This window comes from Burkholderia sp. RF4-BP95 (genome assembly GCF_001521985.1).
GTDB lineage: Bacteria > Pseudomonadota > Gammaproteobacteria > Burkholderiales > Burkholderiaceae > Burkholderia > Burkholderia diffusa.
This window is the reverse complement of the sequence record NZ_LOSX01000011.1, coordinates 234161-257212: the sequence shown is the minus strand read 5'-3', so window position 1 is coordinate 257212 and position 23052 is coordinate 234161. Positions and strand designations below refer to the sequence as shown.

Here is a 23052-nt window from a genome sequence, read left to right as displayed (position 1 = left end):
CCGACATGAGAATCACGTCCCCTTCCCGCGTGGGTTTCGGCACCGCGCCGCTGGGCAACATGTATCGGGACATCCCGAACGAGGAAGCGCTGGCGACCGTCGACGCGGCCTGGGAAAGCGGTATCCGCTACTTCGACGCGGCGCCGCTGTACGGCGCCGGCCTCGCCGAGCTGCGCCTCGGTGAAGCGCTCGCCGGCCGCCCGCGCGACGAATATTCGCTCGGCACGAAGGTCGGCCGCCTCGTGCTCGACGAGCACGAGGACGCGTCGCAGCGCGATCTCGGCGAGAAGGGCGGGCTGTTCCGCCATGGGCTGCCGAACAAGGTCGTCTACGACTATACGGAAGACGGCACGCTGCGCTCGATCGAGGCGAGCCTCGCGCGGCTGCGCACCGACCGCCTCGACACCGTGTGGATCCACGATCCGGCGATCGATTTTCACGGCGAGCGCTGGCTCGAGGTGTTCGACGTCGCGATGTCGGGTGCGGCCAAGGCACTCACGCGGCTGCGCGACGAGAAGGTCATCAAGGGCTGGGGCCTCGGCGTGAACCGGATCGAGCCGTGCGAGCTCGCGCTCGAGCGCTCGGACCCGGACGGCTTCCTGCTCGCCGGCCGCTACACGCTGCTCGACCATGCGGGCGCGCTCGAACGGCTGATGCCGGAAAGCGCGGCGCGCGGCCTCGGCATCATCGTCGGCGGCCCGTACAACTCCGGCGTGCTCGCGGGCGGCACGCACTTCGAATATCAGCCGGCCACGCAGGAGATGCTCGGCCGCGTCGCGCGCATCCGGCAGATCAGCGAGCAGTTCGGCGTCGACGTCCGCGCGGTGGCGCTGCAGTTCTCGCTCGCGCACCCGGCCGTCGCGGCCGTGATCCCCGGCGCGAGCCGGCCCGATCGCATCGACGAGAACCTGCGGCTCGCGGCGGCGCCGATTCCGGCAAGCCTGTGGGACGCACTGAAGGCCGAGCGCCTGATCGCGGAACACGCTCCGACGCCGGCCGGCGCGGCCTGAGCCGCTTCCGCGCGACCGCCGCGACGAGCGGCCGCGCACATCCCTTCCCTTGCAATCGCGGCGACTATCGCCGCGATTGCCATTTCCGAATTGCCGCCTGCGCAATCGCCGCCTAACGTTTACACATTCGACTCCGCACGACCGTCACCCGACCTGAAAGGACGCCCCGCCATGCCAAGCCGCTTTCCGACACGCGACATGCTGCGGGCTCTCGCGGCCGGCCTTTCGTTCGCGGCCTGCACCTTGCCGGCCTACGCCGACGATGCAACCGGTCTCGTGCCGCCCCAGCCGGCGTTGCCCGTGCTGTCGACGACCGCGACCGGCGTGCAGATCTACGCATGCGAATACGACGCCGGACACCGGCTCGCATGGGTATTCCAGCGCCCGGAGGCGATGCTGTTCGACGCCACCGGCGCGCTCGTCGTCCGGCACGGCGCGGGGCCGTCGTGGGAAACGCTCGACGGCAGCCGCATCACCGGCAAGAAGCTCGCGGAAGCGCCCGGCGCGCGCCCGGGCAGCATTCCGCAACTCCTGCTCGCCGCGACACCGGCCGCAACCGGCACGCTCGCCGGCGTGCGCTTCGTCCAGCGGCTCGATACCGTGGGCGGCACACCGCCGGAGGCGACGTGTGCGACCGAGCATGCGATCGGCCGCTTTCCGTATTTCGCGCGATACGTGTTTCTGAAGTAACGCGCGGCGGCATCCCGAAGCGCGGACGCCGCCGTCGGCGTGCTCACGGCCAAGTCCATTTGATCAGCTATCCTGCATTTACCGATCGGATGCCCGACGCATGCATCGTCATCGATCCGGTCACGCGCGCGGCCCCGGTATCATCCGGACTCACGTTGCGCACGGCGGCGGGGCACGTCACGCGCGGCCGTATTCACGCACCTGCGCGGCCTCGATGAAAGACATTCGTAATCCCCGATGCCTCACCCGCCCCCGCCCTGCCCGCCGCCCCGGCGTTCAAATAATCGCCTTAACGGATTCGAACTAGGCGTATACACGCGTTCCGCGACGACGAAGCCCCGTTGCACGCCGATATAAGCGCTGCGACATGCGCTGCATGCTCTTCCCCCAATGGGACGTGATGGGCCGTTCGCCTAACCTTCGCTACGGCAAAGCACACGTGACGGGGTCGACCACGCCACGCGTCGTACGACGCGGCATACGCGCGCCCTTCGACGCGCGGACGACGACACGAAGCACGCGTGATGCGTCCCCACGACGCTGCCGATAATTTCAACCAGATACGAGACACCCTGACGACGGCCTGCCACAGGCCGTTTCAGCATGCTGATAAAGGAGCAAGCTCATGAGTGATACCCCGGTGCAGCCGACGGTCGGCGTCGGCGCGGAAGAAACGGACTTCGGCACCAAGGGAGTCATCGACCGGTACTTCGGCATTTCGTCGCGCGGCAGCACGCAGCGTCGCGAAATCGTCGCGGGCGTGACCACTTTCCTCGCGATGGTCTATTCCGTGTTCGTCGTGCCCGGCATGTTCGGCAAGGCCGGCTTCGACACGAGCGCGGTATTCGTCGCGGTCTGCCTCACCACCGCCTTCGGTTCGCTGCTGATGGGCCTGTGGGCGAAGCTGCCGATCGCGATCGGCTGCGCGATCTCGCTGACGGCGTTCACCGCGTTCGGCCTCGTGCTCGGCAAGGGCCTGCATCCGAGCGTCGCGCTCGGCGCCGTGTTCCTGATGGGCCTCGTGTTCACGGGCATCTCGGTCACCGGCGTGCGTTCGTGGATCCTGCGCAACCTGCCCGCGGGCGTCGCGCACGGCACCGGGATCGGCATCGGCCTGTTCCTGCTGCTGATCGCGTCGAACGACGTCGGCCTCGTGATCAAGAATCCGGGCGCCGGCCTGCCGGTCTCGCTCGGCCAGATCACCGCGTTCCCGGTCATCATGTCGGTCGTCGGCCTGGCCGCGATCTTCGGGCTCGAAAAGCGTCGCGTGCCCGGCGGCATCCTGCTCGTCGTGGTCGCGATCTCGCTGATCGGCCTCGTGTTCGATCCGGCCGTGAAGTATCGCGGCATCTTCGCGCTGCCGTCGCTGAGCGCACCGGGCCACGCATCGCTGATCGGCGCGATGGACATCAAGGGCGCGCTGTCGATGGCCGTGCTGCCGAGCGTGCTCGCGCTCGTGATGACCGCCGTGTTCGACGCAACCGGCACGATCCGCGCGGTCGCGGGCCAGGCGGGCCAGCTCGACGAGAACGGCCGCATCATCAACGGCGGCCGCGCGCTGACCGCCGATTCGATCAGCTCGATCTTCTCCGGCTTCCTCGGCGGTGCACCGGCCGCGGCCTACATCGAGTCCAGCGTCGGCGTGGCCGCCGGTGCGAAGACGGGCCTCGCGGCCGCGGTGGTCGGCGTGCTGTTCCTGGTCGTGATGTTCTTCTCGCCGCTCGCGGGCCTCGTGCCGTCGTACGCGACGGCCCCGGCGCTGATGTACGTCGGCCTGCTGATGCTCGGCAGCGTGAGCAAGCTGCACATGGACGACATGGTCGATGCGATGTCGGGCCTCGTGTGCGCGGTGTTCATCGTGCTGACCGCGAACATCGTGACCGGCATCATGCTCGGCTTCTCGACGCTCGTGATCGGTCGCATCGCGAGCGGCGAATTCCGCAAGCTCAACGTCGGCACCGTGCTCATCGCGGCCGTGCTCGTCACGTTCTATCTCGGCGGCTGGGCGATCTGACCGCGCATCGTGCGCGACGTCGCCGGCAGAAGGACGGCGCGCATCGGGACGACACCGTCTCCTCCACCATCGTCGTCGATGGTCTCGCGGCCTGGAAACGCACGTTTCCGGGCCTTTTTTGTCGATGCGGCCGGCGTTGCGACGCGGCGCACCGCGAGTCCGAACGCGGTGCTACGATCGCACTTTGTCCTCCGGAACGACCATGAATCCGTTCGGCATCGTCTCTGAATCAGACACGCGGACCGCGGCGAGCAAGCCGCCGTTCATCCCGTCGTTCGGCTTCGTCGAAGTTCATGAATCGCGGCCGATCGACGCACCGCCGTCGCGCATCATCGACGCCGTGGCCGCGCTCGACATGCGTGCCGATCCGGTCATCGACGCGCTGCTTGCCGTGCGCGAATCGCCGGCGGCCATCGCGCGTGCGCTGGGCAACCGCCCCGCCGAAGCCGCACGCGAACGCTTCGGCTTCGATACGTTCACGCTGCTGCATCGCGACGACACGTCGCTGTCGCTGGGGCTCATCGGACGCTTCTGGCGCCCGACGCCCGACGTGCGGACGATCGACGACGCCGCGGCCTTCGTCCGGCACGACGATCCGCGCGACGCGAAGCTGGTGCTGCGGTTCGAGGTCGTCGGACTGTCGTCCGGCACGCGCCTGCTGCGCACCGAAACCTTCGTGCACTGCCCGAGCACGCGCACGCGCCTGCTGTTTCTGCCGTACTGGCTCGCGATCCGGCTCGCGAGCGGCTGGATCCGCCGCCGCACGCTCGCGGCCGTCGAACTGGCGCTTGCCTGACACACCGGGCCGCCACGATCACTTCACGCGGTGTGTCGTCGCGCGGCGCATCTCGGCAACGTCACGCACCGTCATCTGCAATCCTGATCGCCTCGCCGTCGGTCGCGGCGAGAGAATGCCGCACCTCGCCTCGCGTTTTTTGTTCCGTCCGGCGTTCGCCGTCGCGGCGCGCTACCCTATCGATCTTCGCGCCGGCGCCCCCGCCCGCCGCCAGATCCGAACCGATCGATGACCCGCATCCGAAACCACCTGAACATCGCGCAGCTCCAGGCGTTCGTCTCCGCCGCGCATCACAAGAGCCTGCGCGCCGCCGCGCGCGAACTCGGCGTCACGCAGCCCGCGATCACGCATACGATCCGCGAACTGGAAACGGCGCTGAACGCGGAACTGCTCGCGCGCAGCGTGCGCGGCGTCGAGCTGACCGCGTGCGGCCATGCGCTGCTGCCGCGCGCCGAGCAGTTGCTCGGCGACATGCGCCGCACCGTCGAGGCCGTCGAGCAGGTGAAAGGCGAAATGTCCGGACGGGTCGCGGTCGGCACGATGCCGTCGATCGCGCTGACCGCACTGCCGCACGCGGTCACCGCCTTCCGCCGGTCGATGCCGAACGTGAGCCTGCATCTGGAGGAAGTGACGGTGCCGGACGCGCTCGCGCAATTGCGCAACGGCACGCTCGACATCGCTGCGATGCACCATGTGCCCGCGCTCGACCGCGATCTCACGCAGGTGCCGCTGCTGTCGACCGAATTCACCGTCGTGATGCGCGAAGGCCACCCGCTCGCGCACGCGCGCCGGTTAGAGGAATTGCTCGACGCCGAATGGATCGTCACGGTCGGGGCCGAGCAATTCCCGCACAGCGTGATGGTCGGCATGTTCGAGGCGCGCGGGCTGCCGCTGCCGAAGCGCCTGCTGCGCTCGCCGATGTCGTTCGCGGTGACGCTCGGGCTCGTCGCGCGCTCCGACGTGATCGGCTGCTTCACGCGCCCGCTGGCCGCGATGGTGGCGCCGCTCGGGGTTCGCACGGCCGACCTCGACGAAAGCATGCCGCGCTTCGACCTGTCGATCATCGCGCGCCGCGACCTGCTGCCGACGCCGGCCGTGTCGCAATTCGTCGCCTGTCTGCAGCGCGCGGTCAACGAAACGCTCGGTTGAATCGTTCCTTCGTCTGAAACGGTCGCGCGCGGCATGCGCGGCCGTCGGGTCCGGTATCGGGGCATGTCCTAGGCGCCCTGCCGGTATTTTGTCTTGATAATCTTGCGCACGTCGCGCGCCCGCATCGGGCAGCGAAACGGACAGTCCGACGCGAAGCCGCGCCGGACCGAAGGCTTACGGCGCGGCACAACCGCGCACCCATCGAACAAAACGAGGAGTCACCGAGTGAAAAAGATTCTTGCGGCTGTGACCGTAGCCCTGCTCGCCGTATCGGCCGGCACTGCATACGCGAAGGACTGGACGACCGTGCGCTTCGGCGTCGATGCAAGCTACCCGCCTTTCGAATCGAAAGGCGCCGACGGCAAGGTGGTCGGCTTCGACGTCGACCTCGGCAACGAAATCTGCCGCCGCATGAACGCGAAGTGCGTGTGGATCGAAAACGACTTCGACGGGATGATCCCGGCGCTGAAGGCACGCAAGTTCGACGGCGTCCTGTCGTCGATGTCGATGACGCCGGCGCGCCAGGAACAGATCGCGTTCTCGTCGAAGCTGTTCAACACGCCGACGCGCCTCGTCGCGAAGAAGGGTGCCGGCCTGATGCCGACGGCCGAATCGCTGAAGGGCAAGTCGGTCGGCGTCGAGCAGGGCACGATTCAGGAAACCTACGCGAAGACGTACTGGGCCCCGAAGGGCGTGAATGTCGTGCCTTACCAGAACCAGGACCAGGTCTACGCGGACCTGATCTCCGGCCGTCTGGACGGCGCGCTGCAGGACGCGGTGCAGGCTGAAATCGGCTTCCTGAAGACGCCGCGCGGCGCGAGCTTCGATTTCGCCGGCAAGGACATCGACGATCCGAAGACGCTCGGCAACGGCGCCGGTATCGGCCTGCGCAAGGAAGACACCGACCTGAAGGCGAAGATCGACGGCGCGATCGCCGGCATGCGCAAGGACGGCACGTACGACAAGATCGCGAAGAAGTACTTCGATTTCGACGTCTACGGCAAGTAACACCGCGCAACGCGCGCTTCGCATCCGCGCAGACGGGCTCCGCAAGGAGCCCGTTTTTTTTGCCCGCGCGCGCCGAAAGACCGCGAGGCACGCATGAGCGAAGGGCCGCGGCGACGTTATTTTTTACGCAACAACCTGCTGATTCGTAAAGGAAATCGACTTGCCGTGTACGCGGTTTGATAGGTTCGCGGAAGGCAACGTACAATCGATCTTCCACGCATACCGGATCACTCGCGGCTGCGCCGCCCTTCCCTCATCATGCAAACGCAGACCCATCCGCTGATTTCCCCCGCCGTCGGCACCGAACGCCAGATCACGAGCTTCCACTACGGCCCGCGCGGCGGGAAGAAGGTCTACATCCAGTCGTCGCTGCACGCGGACGAACTGCCCGGCATGCTGGTCGCAGCGCTGCTGCGCCGCAAGATCGCCGCGCTCGAGACGGCCGGCAAGCTGCGCGGCGAGGTGGTCATCGTCCCCGTGCCGAACCCGATCGGCCTGTCGCAGCACGTGTTCGGCGATCACCTCGGCCGCTTCGAGCTCGGCTCGATGCAGAACTTCAACCGCAATTTCCACGATCTCGCGGCGCTCGTGATGCCGCGCATCGAAGGCCGGCTGACGAACGACGCGCAGCGCAACCTCGCCGCGGTACGCGCCGCGATGCGCGAGGCGCTCGACGAACAGAAGCCGCGCACCGAGCTCGAATCGCAGCGCCTCGCGCTGCAGAAACTGTCGTTCGACGCCGACATCGTGCTCGACCTGCATTGCGACAACGACGCGGTGATGCATCTGTATACGAACCCCGATCTGTGGGAAGACGTCGAGCCGCTGGCGCGCTATCTGGACGCGCAGGCGTCGCTGCTCGCGCTGAATTCGGTCGGCAATCCGTTCGACGAGATCCACAGCTTCTGCTGGTCCGATCTGCGCAGCCGGTTCGGCGATCGCTTCCCGATCCCGAACGGCGCGATTTCCGTCACCGTCGAACTGCGCAGCGAGCGCGACGTGTCGTACGAGTTCGCGGAGAAAGATTCGCAAGCGATCGTCGAATACCTGACCGCGCGCGGCGTCATCGACGGCACGCCGGCGCCGCTGCCGCCGCTCGCGCATCCGGCCACGCCGCTCGCGGGCACCGATCCGCTCGTCGCGCCGGTGTCGGGCGTGATCGTGTTCCGCACGCCGGTCGGCGCGTGGATCGAAGCCGGCCAGGACGTCGCCGACATCGTCGATCCGCTGACCGATCGCGTGATCACGCTGAAGAGCAGCGTGTCGGGCGTGCTGTACGCGCGCCAGGTCGTGCGCTTCGCGACCGCCGGGATGGAAGTCGCGCGGATCGCCGGCGCGACGCCGATCCGCACCGGGTCGCTGCTGTCGGCCTGAGCCCCCGGGCCGCCCGAGCGGCCGGCCCGTGCGCCGCATCGCGGCGCGCCAACGAAATCGCCCGCTTGCGCGGGCGATTTGCTTTTCGGTCCGGCGCGATGCCCGGCGACGCGGCCGGGCATCGACCGACGTTCAGAACGCCGGCACGATCGCACCGCCGAACTTCTGGTCGATGAACTTGCGCACGTCGTCCGATTCATAGGCCGCGACGAGCTTCTTCACCCACGGCTTGTCCTTGTCCTGCGCGCGCACCGCGATCAGGTTCGCGTACGGCCCGCGCAGATCCTCGATCGCGATCGCATCCTTCACCGGCGTGAGGCCGGCCTTCACCGCGTAGTCGGTGTTGATCGACGCGGCGTCGAGGTCGGGCAGCGCGCGCGGCAGTTGCGCGGCGTCGAGCTCGACGATCCTGATCTTCTTCGGATTCTCGGCGACGTCGAGCGGCGTCGCGTTCACGCCGTTCGTGCCGGCGCCCGCCTTCAGCTTGATCACGCCGTATTTCTGCAGCAGCAGCAGCGCGCGGTTGCCGTTCGACGGATCGTTCTGGATCCCGACTTTCGCGCCGGTCGGCAAATCCTTCAGCGACTTGAGCTTCTTCGAATAGAAGCCCATCGGCGCCGTGTAGGTCAGCCCGACGTTGACGATCCGGTAGCCGCGCTGCTTGATCTGGCTGTCGAGAAACGGCTGGTGCTGGAAACCGTTCGCGTCGAGATCGCCCGCGTCGAGCGCCGCGTTCGGCTGCACGTAGTCGTTGAATTCGATGACCTTGATCGCGAGGCCTTCGCGTGCGGCGACTTTCGTCACCTCGGTCCAGATCTGCGCGTCGGGGCCGCTCATCGTGCCGATCTTCAGCGTCTGGGAGTCGGCGTGCGCGCCGGGCGCGGCAAAGGCCAGCGCCGCGGCAAGCGCGCCGAGGCCGGTCAGGATCGAACGTCGCATGGTGTCCTCTTGTCCCGTGTCGTTGTTGAAGCGCGCATCGTGACACGGGGCCGGAACGGCACCAACCAAGCTTATTTCATGTGCATATTCCGGATCCCGATCGAATCTCAGCCGAAATCGGTATAACTCCCCGCTGTACAACCGGGCAGAATCCAGTGTCGCTTCGGCACCACAGATTCGTCATATGACAAAGCCTGTCACATTCATTACGTGGCCCGCCGATAAAGTTGCGACCGGTCCGTGAAAGCGCCCATAGAGAGCGCCGGAACCGCAACTGGACACGCCATTTATTCGCTCGGAGAATCCTTTGAACAAGAAACTGTTGACCATCGCCGTCCTCGCAGCAACGGCCGGCGCGGCACACGCACAAAGCAGCGTGACCCTGTATGGCGTCATCGATGCCGGTATCAGCTACGTGAACCACAGCAAGACCGCGAACGGCGGCAGCGGCAAGCTGTTCAAGTACGACGACGGCGTGGCCCAGGGCAGCCGTTGGGGCCTGCGCGGCACCGAAGATCTCGGTGGCGGCCTGAAGGCGATCTTCGTGCTCGAAAACGGCTTCAACAGCGGCAACGGCACGATCGGCCAGGGCGGCGCGATCTTCGGCCGTCAAGCCTACGTCGGCCTGAGCCAGTCGCAATACGGCACGGTCACGTTCGGCCGCCAGTACTCGTTCTCGACCGACATCCTCGGTTCGAACTACTCGACGGGCGGCAACACGGTCGCGGGTAACTACGCGTACCACGTGAACGACATCGACCAGCTCACGTCGAGCCGCATCAACAACTCGGTGAAGTTCCAGAGCGCGAACTACGCCGGCTTCACGTTCGGCGCGTTGTACGGCTTCTCGAACTCGACCGACTTCGCCGGCGCACCGTCGACGACGACGGGCACCACGACGACGGCCGGTTCGTCGCGCGCATACAGCTTCGGCCTGAACTACGCGAACGGCCCGTTCGCACTCGGCGCCGCATACACGGACATCCGCTTCCCGAGCCAGTCGACGCCGGCATTCTCGACGTCGATCGCGAACATCGCGCTGACGAACATCCGCGACCTGCGCACGTACGGCGTCGGCGGCCGCTACATCTTCGGCCCGGCAACGGCATGGCTGCTCTGGACGCGCACGCAGTTCACCCCGATCGCGGCTGGCGCGTCGGGCACGTTCTACAACGCGTATGAAGCAGGCGTGAAGTACGCGATCACGCCGGCCCTGTCGGCAGCAGCGGGCTACACGTACACGAACGCCACGCAAAGCGGCAACTCGGCGCACTGGAACCAGGGCAACCTGGGCCTCGACTACGCGCTCAGCAAGCGTACGGACGTGTACGGCCTGGTCGTCTACCAGAAGGCGTCGGGCAACGGCGTGCAAGCGCAGATCGGTTCGAGCACGAGCTACTTCAGCACGTCGGGCAACGGTTCGTCGAACCAGCTGGCCGCTCGCGTCGGTATCCGTCACAAGTTCTAAAGCATCCGCTTAACTCGTCCGCGCATGTCGCGGACGACGACGGCAAGAAGCGCCCCGCTCCACGCGGGGCGCTTTTTTATGGGCTTTTAAGTTTCGCTTAATTCTGGGCTGAGAGGATGCTCTCACCCCCCCTGTTGGCCGCCTGAGCATCGGCGGCTTTTTTTTTGAGACCCACTACGGCACCGCCATCAACTGCCCACAAGACAGGATCGGAGCCCAAGATGATCGAAGATACCGTTTTCAGCCATCTGCACGCGATTCTGACGCGCCGGCATTCGCTGCCGGTCCAGAGCTGCCGCGTGTCGGTCGAAATGCAGCGCCCGTGGGGCCGCCCGTACCGGCTCGTCGAATGGACGATGCATCTCGACGCACCCGCGCGGCGCCAGATCGTGCCGGCCGAATCGACCGACGAAGAAATCGCCGAGGTCGTGGCGTCGCACGTGCCGGGCCGCCTGTACGGCGACGGCCGGCTGCAGTTCTGATTCCCCCCGTCACCCGCCATTACCCGCCGTTGCCCGCATCGCGGCCGGCCCGCACGCATCGTGCGGCACTCGGTCTCGTTTGACGCGGCAACGAAGTCTGCTACGCTGCGCGTTTTCGTCCACGCAACACACGATGGAAAACGCATTCAACGAACGCGGCGTGATGGTCACCCGCAACGGCCTGTCGGCCGCCGGGCAGGTCTTCCCGCTGCGAGACATCCGCAACGTCGATGTCGTCAAGATTCCGAAAAATCGCCTCGTGCCCTGGCTGATCTCGCTGATCGGCGCGGCCACCGCCGTCGCAGGCGGCATCGGCGCATCGAGCGCCGCGCTGGTCGTCGGCGTGATGCTCGCGGTCGTCGGCTATCTCGCCTGGACCACGCAGGACATCACCTACCGCCTGATGGTCGAGATGCCCGACGGCAAGCGCGAAGCGCTGTCGAGCGTCGACGCCGAATTCGTCGAGCGCGTCGCGCAGGTCGTGCGCGATGCACGGACGGCGACGACGGCCGGCTGATTTCCGCTGCGCGCGCCGACCACCTACTATGAAATGAGCGGCACGTCGCCGCGTCGTTCGAGGAGGTCGGCATGAACGCCCAATCGCTGTCCGGCATGCTGCGCGCGCAGGAACTGCTGCTCGTCTCGATGATCCGAGCGCTGCCGCCCGACACACGCAGCGCGCTCGTCGACCTCTACGCCGAACAGCTCGCGTTCGCCGAACAGGCCGGCTTCGAAGGCCACGGCGATCGCGCGACGCACGATGCGTTCATCGCGCATGCGCGCAACCTGCTGATTCGTATCGAATCGCTGGCCTAGGGCCGGCCTGCTTTCACCGCATGTCTCGCCGCGCGCGGATCGCCCGATCCGCGCCGACGGCGCGCGTCCGCACGCGCCGCCTTTCGTCCTTGTATTGATAATGATTCCCATTTACACTGGCGAAATTATCAATTTCCTTTCAATTCGCCGTTCGCCGCCAGTCGCGCGCGAACGGGCCAGCCAGGTGAACGCGTCACCCAGCCAGCCTTCGGGCTAGTCATCGTCAATGGGAGACCACCTGTGCATTGCCATCCACTCGCGCGGCGGCCGATCTGTGCCGCGCTGTTCGGCGCGTTCGGCCTGTCCGCCGCCCCGGCTCATGCCGATTCGCCGCCGCAAGGCGCCAACCCGCCACCTGCCGTCCTGACCGCCGCCGCGTCCACGCGCGGCGATGCGGCGCTGCTCGACCCCGTCACCGTCACGGCCACCCGCACCGCCACCGCCGCGAGCCGCACGGCCGCGTCCGTATCGGTGATCAGCGACGACGATCTCGAGGAACAGCAGGCCACCAACATCAAGGATGCGCTGCGCTACGAGCCGGGCGTCACGGTGCGCCGCACCGCGTACCGCCCCGGCAGCGCCGCGCTCGGCGGCGGCCGCGACGGCGATTCGAGCATCAACATCCGCGGCCTCGAAGGCAATCGCGTGCTGCTGATGGAAGACGGCATCCGCCTGCCGAACGCGTTCTCGTTCGGCCCGCTCGAAGCCGGCCGCGGCGACTACGCCGATCTCGACATGCTCAAGCGCATCGAGATCCTGCGCGGGCCGGCATCGGCGCTGTACGGCAGCGACGGGCTGACCGGCGCGGTGAACTTCATCACGAAGGATCCGCGCGACCTGCTGTCGATCTACGGCAAACCCACCTACTTCTCGTTCCGGCCGAGCTACGACTCGGCCGACCGCAGCATCGGCGCAACCGTGTCGGCCGCGGGCGGCAACGATCGCGTACAGGGGATGATCATCGCCGACGGCCGGCGCGGCCACGAGGTCGACACGCGCGGCGGCAACAACTCGGCGAGCACGCTGCGCACCACGTCGAATCCGCAGGACGTCTATTCGGAATCGCTGCTCGGCAAGCTCGTGCTGACGCCCACCGCGCGCGACTCGATCAGGTTCACCGCCGAAACCGTGCAGCGCCGCGTGAGTACCGACGTGCTGTCCGCGATCAACCCGCCGGCCACGCTCGGCCTCACGACCCACGACCGGCTCGAACGCAACCGCTTCAGCGTCGACTACGATTTCCGCGACGATGCGTTCCGCTGGTTCCAGACCGCCCATGCGCAGTTTTACTACCAGGACGCGAAGCAGGACCAGTACGCGTTCGAGACGCGCGGCCGGCAGCCTTCGCGCTCCCGCGACAACCAGTACAAGGAGCGCACGTTCGGCGGCGCCGCGTTCGCCGAAAGCGGCTTCTCGACCGGCCCGTTCGCGCACAAGCTGCTGTATGGCGTCGACGGCAGCGTGTCGCGCGTGACGAACCTGCGCGACGGCACGGTGCCGGGCGTCGGCGAGGCGTTCCCGAACAAGGCGTTTCCGGACACCGACTACACGCTGTTCGGCGCGTTCGTGCAGGACCGGATCGGCTATGGCCGCCTGCTCGTCACGCCGGGGCTGCGCTTCGACACGTACCGCCTGAGCCCGACGCGGAACGATCCGCTGTTCACCGGCACCGCGGTGTCGACGAGCGCGAACGAAGTGTCGCCGCGCGTCGCGGTGCTCTACGAGATCACGCCCGCGGTCATTCCGTACGTGCAGTACGCGCACGGCTTCCGCGCGCCGACGCCCGACCAGGTGAACAGCAGCTTCTCGAACCCCGTGTACGGCTACACGTCGATCGGCAATCCGAACCTGAAGCCCGAGACGAGCGACACGTTCGAAGCCGGCCTGCGCGGCAAGGCCGGCACCGGCTACGGCATCGTGCGCTACAGCGCGGCCGCGTTCACGGGCCGCTACCGCAACTTCATCTCGCGCACGACGATCGCCGGCAGCGGCCGCCCGGCCGATCCGTTCGTGTTCCAGTACGTGAACTTCGCCGACGCGCGCATCCACGGCCTCGAAGGCCGCGCCGAATGGGCGATGCCGAACGGCATCACGCTGAAGACGGCAATGGCGTTCACGAAGGGCTCGACGCAGAACGACGGCGCGGCGAGCCAGCCGCTGAACACGGTCAATCCGTTCTCGGCGGTGTTCGGCGTGCGCTACGAACCCGGCGAACGCTGGTTCGTGCAGACCGACCTGCTGTTCCAGGCCGCGAAACGCGACAAGGACATCGACAAGTCCGACTGTTCGAACAAGACGTGCTTCTCGCCGCCGTCGTCGTTCGTCGTCGACCTGCGCGGCGGCTACCGCTTCAACAAGCACGTGAGCGCGACGATCGGCATCCGCAACCTGTTCGACCGCAAGTACTGGAACTGGTCGGACGTGCGCGGGATCGCCGCCGATTCGCAGGTGCTCGATGCGTATACGTCGTCCGGCCGCACCGTCGCGGTCAGCATGAAGGTCGATTTCTGATGCGCGCCGCCCGCGCTGCCACCCCAACCGTTACTTGAAGGAGTCCGACATGATGCAATCCGCCCTTCCCGGTCAGCCGGCCACGCCGGTCCGCGCGCCCGCCGCGTTGCGCGACGCGTTCATCAAACTCAAGACCGAGCGCCAGCTGCGCAACCGCGACGTCGCGCAGGCGCTCGGCGTCAGCGAAGGCGAGGCGCTCGCCGCGTTCGTCGGCGAACACGTCGTGCGGCTCGACGCGCGCTTTCCGGCGATGTTCGAGGAAATGCCGCGCCTCGGCCGCGTGATGGCGCTCACGCGCAACGACACGGCCGTCCACGAGAAAGACGGCGCATATGCGCAGATGAGCCATGACGGCCCGGTCGGCCTCGCGCTCGGCGACATCGACCTGCGCATCTTCTACCGCCACTGGGCGTCGGCATTCGCGGTGCGCGACGAAACCGCGCACGGTCCGCTCGAGAGCCTGCAGTTCTTCGACGCGCAAGGTCATGCGATCCACAAGGTCTACCTGCGCGCGCACAGCGATCACGCGGCGTACGACGCGTTCGTCGAACGCTGGCGCGCGGCGTCGCAGGTGCCGGGGCTCGACGTCGCGCCCGCCGCGCCGAAAACGCCCGAGCGCGCGGACACCGAGATCGACGTCGCGGGCTTTCGCGCCGCGTGGGACGCGATGACCGACACGCATCAGTTCTTCGGCATCACGCAGCGCTTCGGCGTGAGCCGCATGCAGGCGCTGCGCCTCGCCGATCCGCAATATGCGTATCCGGTCGAAGCGGCGCACGCGCTGTGTCACGTGCTCGAACGGGCCGCGTCGAGCGGCCAGCCGATCATGGTGTTCGTCGGCAATGCGGGCATGATCCAGATCCACACAGGCCCCGTCGCGAACGTGCGCGAGGTCGGCGCGTGGATCAACGTGCTCGACCCGGGCTTCAACCTGCATGTGCGCGAGGACCTGATCGCCGCCGCGTGGGTCGTGAAGAAGCCGACGAGCGACGGCATCGTCACGTCGCTCGAGCTGTTCGACCGGCAGGGCGACCACGTCGCGCTGCTGTTCGGCGAGCGCAAGCCGGGTCGGGTCGAACGCGACGACTGGCGCGCGCTCGTCGCGACGCTGCCGTCGGCGGCGCGCGGAGACGCACGGTGAGCGCGCGATCGTTCCTGCCGCGTCGCCGCGTCGTGCTCGCGAGCGCGGTCGCCGGTGCGCTCGCGGGCGCGCTGCCCGGCCGAGCGCGCCCGCAAGCCGCGCAAAAGCGCGTCGTCGTGATCGGCGGCGCGCTCGCGGAAACCGCGTTCGCGCTCGGCGGCGCCGACGCGCGCGGTTACCGGCTCGTCGGCACCGATACGACCTGCACGTACCCGGACGCCGCGAAACGCCTGCCGAAGGTCGGCTATCAACGGGCATTGTCAGCCGAGGGGCTGCTGTCGCTGCGCCCCGATCTCGTGCTCGCGTCGGCGGAAGCCGGCCCGCCTGCCGCGATCGCGCAAGTGAAAAGCGCGGGTGTCGCGGTGACGACGTTCAACGAGCGGCATGACGTCGACTCGGTGCGCGCGAAGATCACCGGCGTTGCGCAGGCGCTCGACGTGCGCGACGCGGGCGCCGCGCTGCTGCGGCGCTTCGATCGGGACTGGCAGGCCGCCCGCGACGCGGTCGCCGCGCGCGTGCCCGGCGGCGCGCAGCCGCCGCGCGTGCTGTTCGTGCTGAACCATACGGGCAACCAGGCGCTCGTCGCCGGCCAGCGCACGGCCGCCGACGCGATGCTCCGCTACGCGGGCGCGCGCAACGCGATGCAGGGCTTCGATCACTACAAGCCGCTGACGACCGAGGCGCTGGCTGCCGCCGCACCCGACATCGTGCTGATCTCCGACGAAGGGCTCGCGGCGGTCGGCGGCCGCGACGCGCTGCTCGCCGCACCCGGTTTCGGCGCGACGCCGGCCGGCCGCGCGCGGCGCGTCGTGTCGCTCGATGCGCTGTTCCTGCTCGGCTTCGGCCCGCGCCTGCCGCTCGCCGTCACGACCCTGCACCGGCGCCTGTCGGATGCGCTCGCCTGATTCCGGATCGACACGATGCCCGCTCACGCTTCACCTTTCCCCGCGCGGTCGCACACATCGCGCACCGGCGCCGCGCGCGTCGGCGCGTCACGCCGCATCGCGCCCTTCGCGCTGGCCGCGCTCGCCGTCGTCGTGTGCGCCATGTCCGTCGTCGCGCTGTGCGTGGGCGCGTATCGCATTCCGTTCGCGGAAGCCTGGGCCGCGCTGAGCGGCGACCCGGCCGCGCAACAGGCACGCGCGGTGCTGGTCGACATCCGCGCGCCGCGCGTCGTGCTCGCGCTGCTGGTCGGCGGCGGCTTCGGCGCGGCCGGCGCCGCGATGCAGGCGCTGTTCCGCAACCCGCTCGCCGATCCGGGGCTCGTCGGCGTGTCGAGCGGCGCGGCGCTCGGCGCGACGACGACGATCGTGCTCGGCCCCGCGCTGTTCGCCGCGCATGCAGGCGCGGTCGCGCTGCCCGTCGCCGCGTTCGCGGGCGCGCTCGCGGTCGCGGCGCTCGTCTACCGGCTCGCCGCGTCGCGCGGCCGGCTCGCGCTGCCGCTGCTGCTGCTCGCCGGCATCGCGATCAACGCGCTGGTCGGCGCGGCGATCGGATTACTCACGTTCGTCGCCGACGACGCGCAACTGCGCTCGCTGACCTTCTGGAGCCTCGGCAGCCTCGGCGCCGCGCAATGGCCCGCGCTGGCGGCGGTCGCGCCGTGCGTCGCGATCGGCTGCGTGCTGCTCGCGCGCGACCGTGACGCGCTCAATGCACTGCAGCTCGGCGAGACCGAGGCGTTGCATCTCGGCGTGCCGGTGCAGCGGCTCAAACGGCGCGTGCTCATCGCGGTCGCGCTCACGGTCGGCGCGCTCGTGTCGTGCGCGGGCATCATCGGTTTCATCGGCCTCGTCGCGCCGCACTGCGTGCGCCTCGCGTGCGGCCCCGACCAGCGCGTGGTGCTGCCCGGCGCCGCATTGCTCGGCGCGCTGCTCACGCTCGCCGCCGATCTCGCCGCGCGCACCGCCGCCGCGCCCGCCGAGATTCCGCTCGGCGTGCTCACCGCGCTGCTCGGCGCGCCGTTCTTTCTCGCGCTGCTGTGGAAAAGCCGCGGCGCGCTCGGCGGCTGATCCTTCCTTCGCTCATCATGCTGACCGCCCAACATCTCGACGTCGCCCGCCGGCACCGCATCGTTCTGCACAACCTGTCGCTGTCGATCGAACCCGGCCGCGTGACCGCGCTGCTCGGCCGCAACGGCGCAGGCAAGAGCACGCTGCTGAAGACCCTGGCGGGCGAACTGACCGGCAGCGTCGCGCCGCACGGCGTGCGCGTGACCGGCGACATCGCGCTGAACGGCGAACCGCTCGCGCGCATCGACGCGCCGCGGCTCGCGTGCCTGCGCGCCGTGCTGCCGCAGGCCGCACAACCGGCGTTTCCGTTCAGCGTCGACGAAATCGTGCTGCTCGGCCGCTATCCGCATGCACGACGCGGCGGCGCGCGGCACGTGATCGCACACCGCGATCGCGACATTGCGTGGCAGGCGCTCGAACGCGCGGGCGCCGAGACGCTCGTCGGCCGCGACGTCACGACGCTGTCCGGCGGCGAGCTCGCACGCGTGCAGTTCGCGCGCGTGCTCGCGCAGCTGTGGCCGGACGACGACGCATCGGAAAACGGCCCGCGCTACCTGCTGCTCGACGAACCGACCGCCGCGCTCGATCTCGCGCATCAGCACCGGTTGCTCGACACCGTGCGCACCGTTGCGCGCGAATGGCGGCTCGGCGTGCTCGCGATCGTCCACGATCCGAACCTCGCCGCGCGGCACGCGGATACGATCGCGATGCTCGCGGACGGCACGATCGTCGCGCAGGGCGCGCCGCGCGACGTGATGACGCCCGCCCATATCGCGCGGTGCTACGGATTCGCGGTGAAGATGGTGGAAACGGGCGACGGGTCGCCACCGGTCATGGTGCCGGCGTAGCGCACGCGTGCCGTCGCATCCGTGCGGCGGCCTCGCTCAATGCTCGACGTCCGCGACGCCGAACGTCCGCATTTTCCATCCGAGCCGCACCGCGAGCATGCGCGTCGTGAAGCCCGCCGCCAGCGCCACCGCCGACGCCGGCCCGGCATCGATGCCGAGATGCTGGCTCCCGACGTACAGCGTGCCCGTGAAGAACGCGACGCTCGCATACAGTTCCTCGCGCAGGATCAGCGGCATCTCGTTGCACAGCAGGTCGCGCAGCATCCCGCCGCACACGCCGGTGATCGCGCCGGCCAGCACGACGATGATCGGCGCGCTGCCCGTCGACGCGCCGATATCGCAGCCGATGATCGTGAACGCCGCGAGACCGATCGCGTCGACGGTGACGAACAGCGTCTTCATCCGCGCGACGTGCCGCGCGGCCCACGACGCGACGGTCGCCGCGACGAGCGTGATCACCAGATATTCGGGATGCGCGATCCAGCCGAGCGGATAGTGGCCGAGCAGCACGTCGCGCACCGTGCCGCCACCGAGCGCCGTCACCGCGCCGACGAGCGCGAGCCCGAAGCGGTCCATCCCGCGCCGCATGCCCATCAGCGCACCCGACATCGCCTCCGCGACGATCGCGATCAGATAAAGCGTATGCATCGCGCGCCTCAGTCTTCGGTACGGAACAGGTCGAGCACGCGTTCGCGCTCGGCCGCATCGACGGCCGCGGGCATCGGCTCGTCGGGCCTGCCCTTTTCGCCCGAAGCATCCGGCGCCTCGGCCGCCGGCGCGCCGCCGCACGCGAAGCGGCTGCGGATGTACGACGGCACGTCGGCCGTGCACGTGCCGCGCGTGTATTCGGCGTACACGAAATCGCCGTCGACGAGCGCGACGTCCTGCGGCGGCGTCGTGGCGACCGGCGTGCGTCCGTCGACGGCCGTCTTCATGTAGTCGAGCCAGACCGGCAGCGCGAGCGTCGCGCCGGTCGCGCGCCCCATCGGGCGCGGCGTGTCGTAGCCGAGCCACGCGACCGCGACGATGCCCGACGAGTAGCCGGCGAACCAGACATCCTTCGATCCGTTCGACGTGCCCGTCTTGCCGGCCGCGTCGTCGCGGCGCAAGGCGAGCGCGCCACGCGCGGTGCCGGCCTTCACGACGTCGCGCAGCATGCTGTCCATCATGAACGCGTTGCGCGCCGACACGACGCGCGCGCCTTCAGGCGTCGTCGCCTCGTACATCGCGCCGCCGTGACGCTGCTTCACCGACAGGATCAGGCGCGGCTCCATCCGCGTCCCGCCGTTCGCGAACACGCTGTACGCACTCGCGAGTTCGAGCGGCGTCACCGCGCCCGCGCCGAGCGCGAGCGGCAGCGACGCCGGATTGCGCTGCGCGTCGAAGCCGAAATGCACCGCGTGCTGCTGCACGTAGCGCGCGTCGGTGGCCTGCATCAGGCTGACCGCGACCAGGTTCTTCGAGCGCACGAGCCCGCGCCGCACCGGAATGAAGCCCTCGTAGCGGTTGCCGAAATTGCGTGGGCGCCACGGCCGCGCGCCGGTTTCCTCATGGGTCAGCGTGCGCTGCGTGTCGTCGACCAGCACGCCCGGAAAGTAGCCCTTCTCCAGCGCCGCCGAATAGACGAACGGCTTGAAGCTCGAACCCGGCTGGCGATACGCCTGCAATGCGTGGTCGAACACGTTGCGGTTGAAATCCGCGCCACCGACGAGCGCGAGCATGTCGCCCGTCGCCGCATCCAGCGACACGAGCGCGCCTTCGAGCCCGTTGCGCGCATCGCGCCTCGCGCGCGGCTGCCGGCTCAGCGTGCGCTGGAGCGCGGCTTCGGCCGCGCGCTGGTCGCGCATCGAGATCGTCGTGGTCACGTCGAGGCCGAGCGTATAGGCGTCGTCGTGAAAGCGCTCCACCATCATCCGGCGCGCGCGCTCCGCGACGTACGGCGCCGCGATGATGCCGGGCGGCGGCGTGGTCGCCAGCGCGATCGGCACGTCGACCGCCGCGCGATAGGTCGCCTCGTCGAGCTCGCCGAGCGCATGCATGCGGCCGAGCACGTAGTTGCGCCGCGCGGTCGCGCGCGCCGGATTGACGACCGGATTGAACGCGGACGGCGCCTTCGGCAATCCGGCCAGCACGGCCGCTTCGCCCGCGCTCAGCGCATCGAGCGGCTTGCCGAAATACACGTTCGCGGCCGCCGCGAACCCATACGCGCGCTCGCCGAGATAGATCTGGTTCATGTAAAGCTCGAGCAGCTTGTCCTTGCTGTACTCGCGCTCGAGCTTGATGGCCATCAGGATCTCGGCGAGCTTGCGGCTCAGCACCTTGTCGCGCGTCAGGTAGAAGTTGCGCGCGACCTGCATCGTGATCGTGCTGCCGCCCTGCCCCGGCTGTCCCGTCACGACGTTCGCGAACGTCGCGCGCGCGAGGCCGCCGATATCGACCGCGCCGTGCTGGTAGAACTTCGCGTCCTCGGCCGCGAGCAGCGCGTGCCGCATGAGCGGCGGAATGCGTTCGAGCGGCACGAATTCGCGGCGCTCGACGCCGTACTCGGCCAGCAGTTCGCCGTCGCGCGAGAAAATCCGCAGCGGCAGCGCGGGCCGGTAGACGGCCAGGTGCTCGACGGATGGCAACTGCGTCCAGATGCGATCGATCGTCCATGCGCCGATGCCCGCGCACGCGAGCGTCAGGCCGAAGAGCGCGCCGGCGAAGATGCGCCATGCGCGGCGGCGCGGCGATGCGGGAGGCGGGGCCGGTGGCGTTGGAGGGTTGGCGGTGTGGTCGGTCATGCAGGCTCCTTCTTCAATGCGGCGAACGCGGGCGCGCAACAGGCGCCCGTCGGTCACGGAAGGCGCGCATTGTCGAAGGGATGCCGGGATACCGGAACACTCTTTAGCCTAAGTTTGGCTGGCTAAATTTTATTTAGGAATGGTTGCGCGGCAGCCGTGCCGGGTGGCCCGCGCGGCGCACGAGCCGGTTCGCCTGTACCATCGTCTGCATGTTCGACACGTATCTGCGCCTGTGGGACCTCGTTCCCGACGGCGGCCCGATCCTGACCGCGAGCGGCGGCGTGCTGCCCGTCGTCTGGCACGCGCGCCCCGCGATGCTCAAGGTCGCGACCTGCGACGAAGAGCGCCGCGGCAATGCGCTGATGACGTGGTGGAACGGGGATGGCGCCGCGCGCGTGTGGCTGCACGACAGCGACGCGGTGCTGCTCGAACGCGCGCAGCCGACGCCGACGCTCGTCGGCCTGTCCGCCGCGGGCCACGACGACGATGCGATCCGGATCGCATGCCGCGCGGTCGCGCGGCTGCATGCGCATCGCGCACCGGCAGCGCCCGAGGTCGTGCCGCTGACCGACTGGTTCCACGCGCTGCTGTCGCATGACACCGGCGATGACACGCTGCGGCGTTCGGCCGCGACGGCGCGCCGGCTGCTGGCCGCGCCGCCCGTCGACGACGACGTCGTCGTCGTGCTGCACGGCGACATCCATCACGGCAACGTGCTGCACTTCGGCGATCGCGGCTGGCTGGCGATCGACCCGAAGGGTTTGCGCGGCGACCGCGCGTTCGATTACGCGAACCTGTTCTGCAATCCCGCGCACGACATCGCCGTCGATCCCGCCCGCTTCGCGCGGCGCGTCGCGCTCGTCGCCGAGGCGGCGCAACTCGACCGCCGCCGGTTGCTGCAGTGGATTCTTGCGTGGGCCGGCTTGTCGGCGGTCTGGCTGATCGAGGACGGCCTGCCGCCCGATACGCGGCTGCAGGTCGCGAGGCTGGCCGCCTCGGCGCTCGACGCGTAGCGTGCGACGACGGCCCGGCCGCCACGTCCGCTGCATCGCACGGCGGCATCAATAAAAAAACCCGCCGGCATGCACCGGCGGGTTTTCGTGTCCGACGTGCGCGACGCTTAGCGCGCCGGATTCAGCGTCAGGTTCATGTGACGGTTCACATCCTTGTACAGCAGGTAACGGAAGCGGCCGGGGCCGCCCGAATAACATGCCTGCGGGCAGAACGCGCGCAGCCACATGAAGTCGCCCGCTTCCACCTCGACCCAGTCCTGGTTCAGGCGATACACGGCCTTGCCTTCGAGCACGTACAGGCCGTGCTCCATCACGTGCGTCTCCGCGAACGGAATCACGCCGCCCGGCTCGAACGTCACGATGTTCACGTGCATGTCGTGACGCATGTCGCTCATGTCGACGAAGCGCGTCGTCACCCATGCGCCGTTGGTGCCCGGCATCGGGATCGGCTCGACGTCCTGCTCGTTGGTCACGAACGCTTCCGGCAGCGCAATGCCGTCGACGACCTGATAGTGCTTGCGGATCCAGTGGAAACGCACGGCGGCATCGCTGACGTTGTGCAGCGTCCAGTCGGCGCCCGGCGGGATGAACGCGTAGCCGCCCGGCTTCAGCGTGTGCTGCTTGCCCTGCAGCGTCAGTTCGGCCTCGCCTTCGACGACGAACAGCACGGCTTCGGCGTTCTTGTCCTGCTCGGGCTTGTCGCTGCCGCCGCCCGGATTCACTTCGACGATGTACTGCGAGAAGGTTTCGGCGAAACCCGACAGCGGACGCGCGATCACCCACAGGCGCGTGTGGGTCCAGAACGGCAGCCAGCTCGTGACGATGTCGCGCATCACTCCCTTCGGAATGACCGCATACGCCTCGGTGAACATCGCGCGATCGGTCAGCAGATCGGTCTGCGGCGGGTGGCCGCCATGCGGCGCGTAATACGTTGTCTTAGACATAAAGCATCCAGGCAATGGGTTGGTCCGGCCCCGGGTCGCAACGGCAGGCGCGGCACG

Annotated in this window: 21 protein-coding genes; 17 read left to right on the top strand and 4 right to left on the bottom strand. The window is 68.6% G+C overall.

Annotated elements, in window-relative coordinates; genetic code table 11:
- Window positions 1-5: 5 nt before the first annotated feature.
- The 7 genes from WS46_RS03745 to WS46_RS03715 all read left to right on the top strand — a co-directional run bounded on the left by WS46_RS03745 (window position 6) and on the right by WS46_RS03715 (window position 8041).
- Window positions 6-1010 (top strand): aldo/keto reductase, encoded by a 1005-nt coding sequence (locus WS46_RS03745; RefSeq protein WP_059689334.1) that lies wholly within the window; start codon window positions 6-8, stop codon window positions 1008-1010.
- A 171-nt stretch (window positions 1011-1181) separates the two neighbouring features.
- Entirely contained in the window at window positions 1182-1700 is a 519-nt protein-coding gene (locus tag WS46_RS03740) for a DUF3455 domain-containing protein (protein WP_059689333.1), read from the top strand.
- Between the two features lie 625 nt (window positions 1701-2325).
- A complete protein-coding gene (locus WS46_RS03735; protein WP_059528588.1) occupies window positions 2326-3714 on the top strand; it encodes an NCS2 family permease in 1389 nt (462 codons plus the stop codon).
- A gap of 202 nt (window positions 3715-3916) precedes the next feature.
- On the top strand, window positions 3917-4510 hold the full coding sequence (locus WS46_RS03730) for a hypothetical protein (protein ID WP_059528591.1): 594 nt from the start codon (window positions 3917-3919) through the stop codon (window positions 4508-4510).
- Window positions 4511-4738: 228 nt separating this feature from the next.
- Window positions 4739-5659, top strand: coding sequence for a LysR family transcriptional regulator (locus WS46_RS03725; RefSeq protein WP_059528594.1), 921 nt, complete (start codon window positions 4739-4741; stop codon window positions 5657-5659).
- Between the two features lie 225 nt (window positions 5660-5884).
- Window positions 5885-6667, top strand: a complete 783-nt coding sequence (locus tag WS46_RS03720; protein WP_059528597.1) for an ABC transporter substrate-binding protein — start codon at window positions 5885-5887, stop codon at window positions 6665-6667.
- Window positions 6668-6925: 258 nt separating this feature from the next.
- The gene (locus WS46_RS03715; RefSeq protein ID WP_059689332.1) at window positions 6926-8041 is read left to right on the top strand and encodes a succinylglutamate desuccinylase/aspartoacylase family protein; all 1116 of its coding nucleotides are present in this window, start codon (window positions 6926-6928) and stop codon (window positions 8039-8041) included.
- Between the two features lie 132 nt (window positions 8042-8173).
- On the opposite strand, the gene WS46_RS03710 is transcribed toward WS46_RS03715, so the two are convergent.
- The gene (locus WS46_RS03710; RefSeq protein WP_059689331.1) at window positions 8174-8980 is read right to left on the bottom strand and encodes a MetQ/NlpA family ABC transporter substrate-binding protein; all 807 of its coding nucleotides are present in this window, start codon (window positions 8978-8980) and stop codon (window positions 8174-8176) included.
- Window positions 8981-9287: 307 nt separating this feature from the next.
- Here WS46_RS03710 and WS46_RS03705 point away from each other — a divergent pair, with 307 nt between their 5' ends.
- From WS46_RS03705 to WS46_RS03665, 9 genes are all read left to right on the top strand, one after another.
- Window positions 9288-10448 (top strand): porin, encoded by a 1161-nt coding sequence (locus WS46_RS03705; RefSeq protein ID WP_059528606.1) that lies wholly within the window; start codon window positions 9288-9290, stop codon window positions 10446-10448.
- Window positions 10449-10669: 221 nt separating this feature from the next.
- Window positions 10670-10930: a DUF2866 domain-containing protein gene (locus WS46_RS03700; protein WP_059528608.1), complete on the top strand. Its 261-nt coding sequence runs from the start codon at window positions 10670-10672 to the stop codon at window positions 10928-10930.
- Between the two features lie 133 nt (window positions 10931-11063).
- On the top strand, window positions 11064-11447 hold the full coding sequence (locus WS46_RS03695) for a DUF6232 family protein (protein WP_059689330.1): 384 nt from the start codon (window positions 11064-11066) through the stop codon (window positions 11445-11447).
- 71 nt (window positions 11448-11518) lie between these two features.
- Window positions 11519-11746, top strand: a complete 228-nt coding sequence (locus WS46_RS03690; RefSeq protein WP_059528614.1) for a hypothetical protein — start codon at window positions 11519-11521, stop codon at window positions 11744-11746.
- 240 nt (window positions 11747-11986) lie between these two features.
- Window positions 11987-14257, top strand: coding sequence for a TonB-dependent hemoglobin/transferrin/lactoferrin family receptor (locus WS46_RS03685; protein WP_059689329.1), 2271 nt, complete (start codon window positions 11987-11989; stop codon window positions 14255-14257).
- 49 nt (window positions 14258-14306) lie between these two features.
- The gene (locus WS46_RS03680) at window positions 14307-15398 is read left to right on the top strand and encodes a hemin-degrading factor (protein ID WP_059689328.1); all 1092 of its coding nucleotides are present in this window, start codon (window positions 14307-14309) and stop codon (window positions 15396-15398) included.
- A complete protein-coding gene (locus tag WS46_RS03675) occupies window positions 15395-16303 on the top strand; it encodes a hemin ABC transporter substrate-binding protein (protein ID WP_059689327.1) in 909 nt (302 codons plus the stop codon). The genes WS46_RS03680 and WS46_RS03675 overlap by 4 nt, the downstream gene beginning before the upstream one ends.
- Before the next feature lie 15 nt (window positions 16304-16318).
- Complete coding sequence (locus WS46_RS03670; RefSeq protein WP_059689326.1) at window positions 16319-17407, top strand: iron ABC transporter permease; 1089 nt, start codon at window positions 16319-16321, stop codon at window positions 17405-17407.
- A 17-nt stretch (window positions 17408-17424) separates the two neighbouring features.
- Window positions 17425-18255, top strand: a complete 831-nt coding sequence (locus tag WS46_RS03665) for a heme ABC transporter ATP-binding protein (RefSeq protein WP_059689362.1) — start codon at window positions 17425-17427, stop codon at window positions 18253-18255.
- A gap of 36 nt (window positions 18256-18291) precedes the next feature.
- Here the strand turns inward: WS46_RS03665 and WS46_RS03660 are convergent, their stop codons facing one another.
- Both WS46_RS03660 and WS46_RS03655 read right to left on the bottom strand, forming a co-directional pair.
- On the bottom strand, window positions 18292-18903 hold the full coding sequence (locus WS46_RS03660) for a trimeric intracellular cation channel family protein (RefSeq protein WP_059689325.1): 612 nt from the start codon (window positions 18901-18903) through the stop codon (window positions 18292-18294).
- Between the two features lie 8 nt (window positions 18904-18911).
- A complete protein-coding gene (locus WS46_RS03655) occupies window positions 18912-21038 on the bottom strand; it encodes a penicillin-binding protein 1A (protein WP_059689324.1) in 2127 nt (708 codons plus the stop codon).
- A gap of 209 nt (window positions 21039-21247) precedes the next feature.
- On the opposite strand from WS46_RS03655, the gene WS46_RS03650 reads away from it, so the two are divergent.
- On the top strand, window positions 21248-22051 hold the full coding sequence (locus tag WS46_RS03650; protein WP_059689323.1) for an aminoglycoside phosphotransferase family protein: 804 nt from the start codon (window positions 21248-21250) through the stop codon (window positions 22049-22051).
- A 107-nt stretch (window positions 22052-22158) separates the two neighbouring features.
- Here the strand turns inward: WS46_RS03650 and WS46_RS03645 are convergent, their stop codons facing one another.
- Window positions 22159-22995, bottom strand: a complete 837-nt coding sequence (locus WS46_RS03645) for a bifunctional allantoicase/(S)-ureidoglycine aminohydrolase (RefSeq protein ID WP_059689322.1) — start codon at window positions 22993-22995, stop codon at window positions 22159-22161.
- Between the last annotated feature and the right edge of the window lie 57 nt (window positions 22996-23052).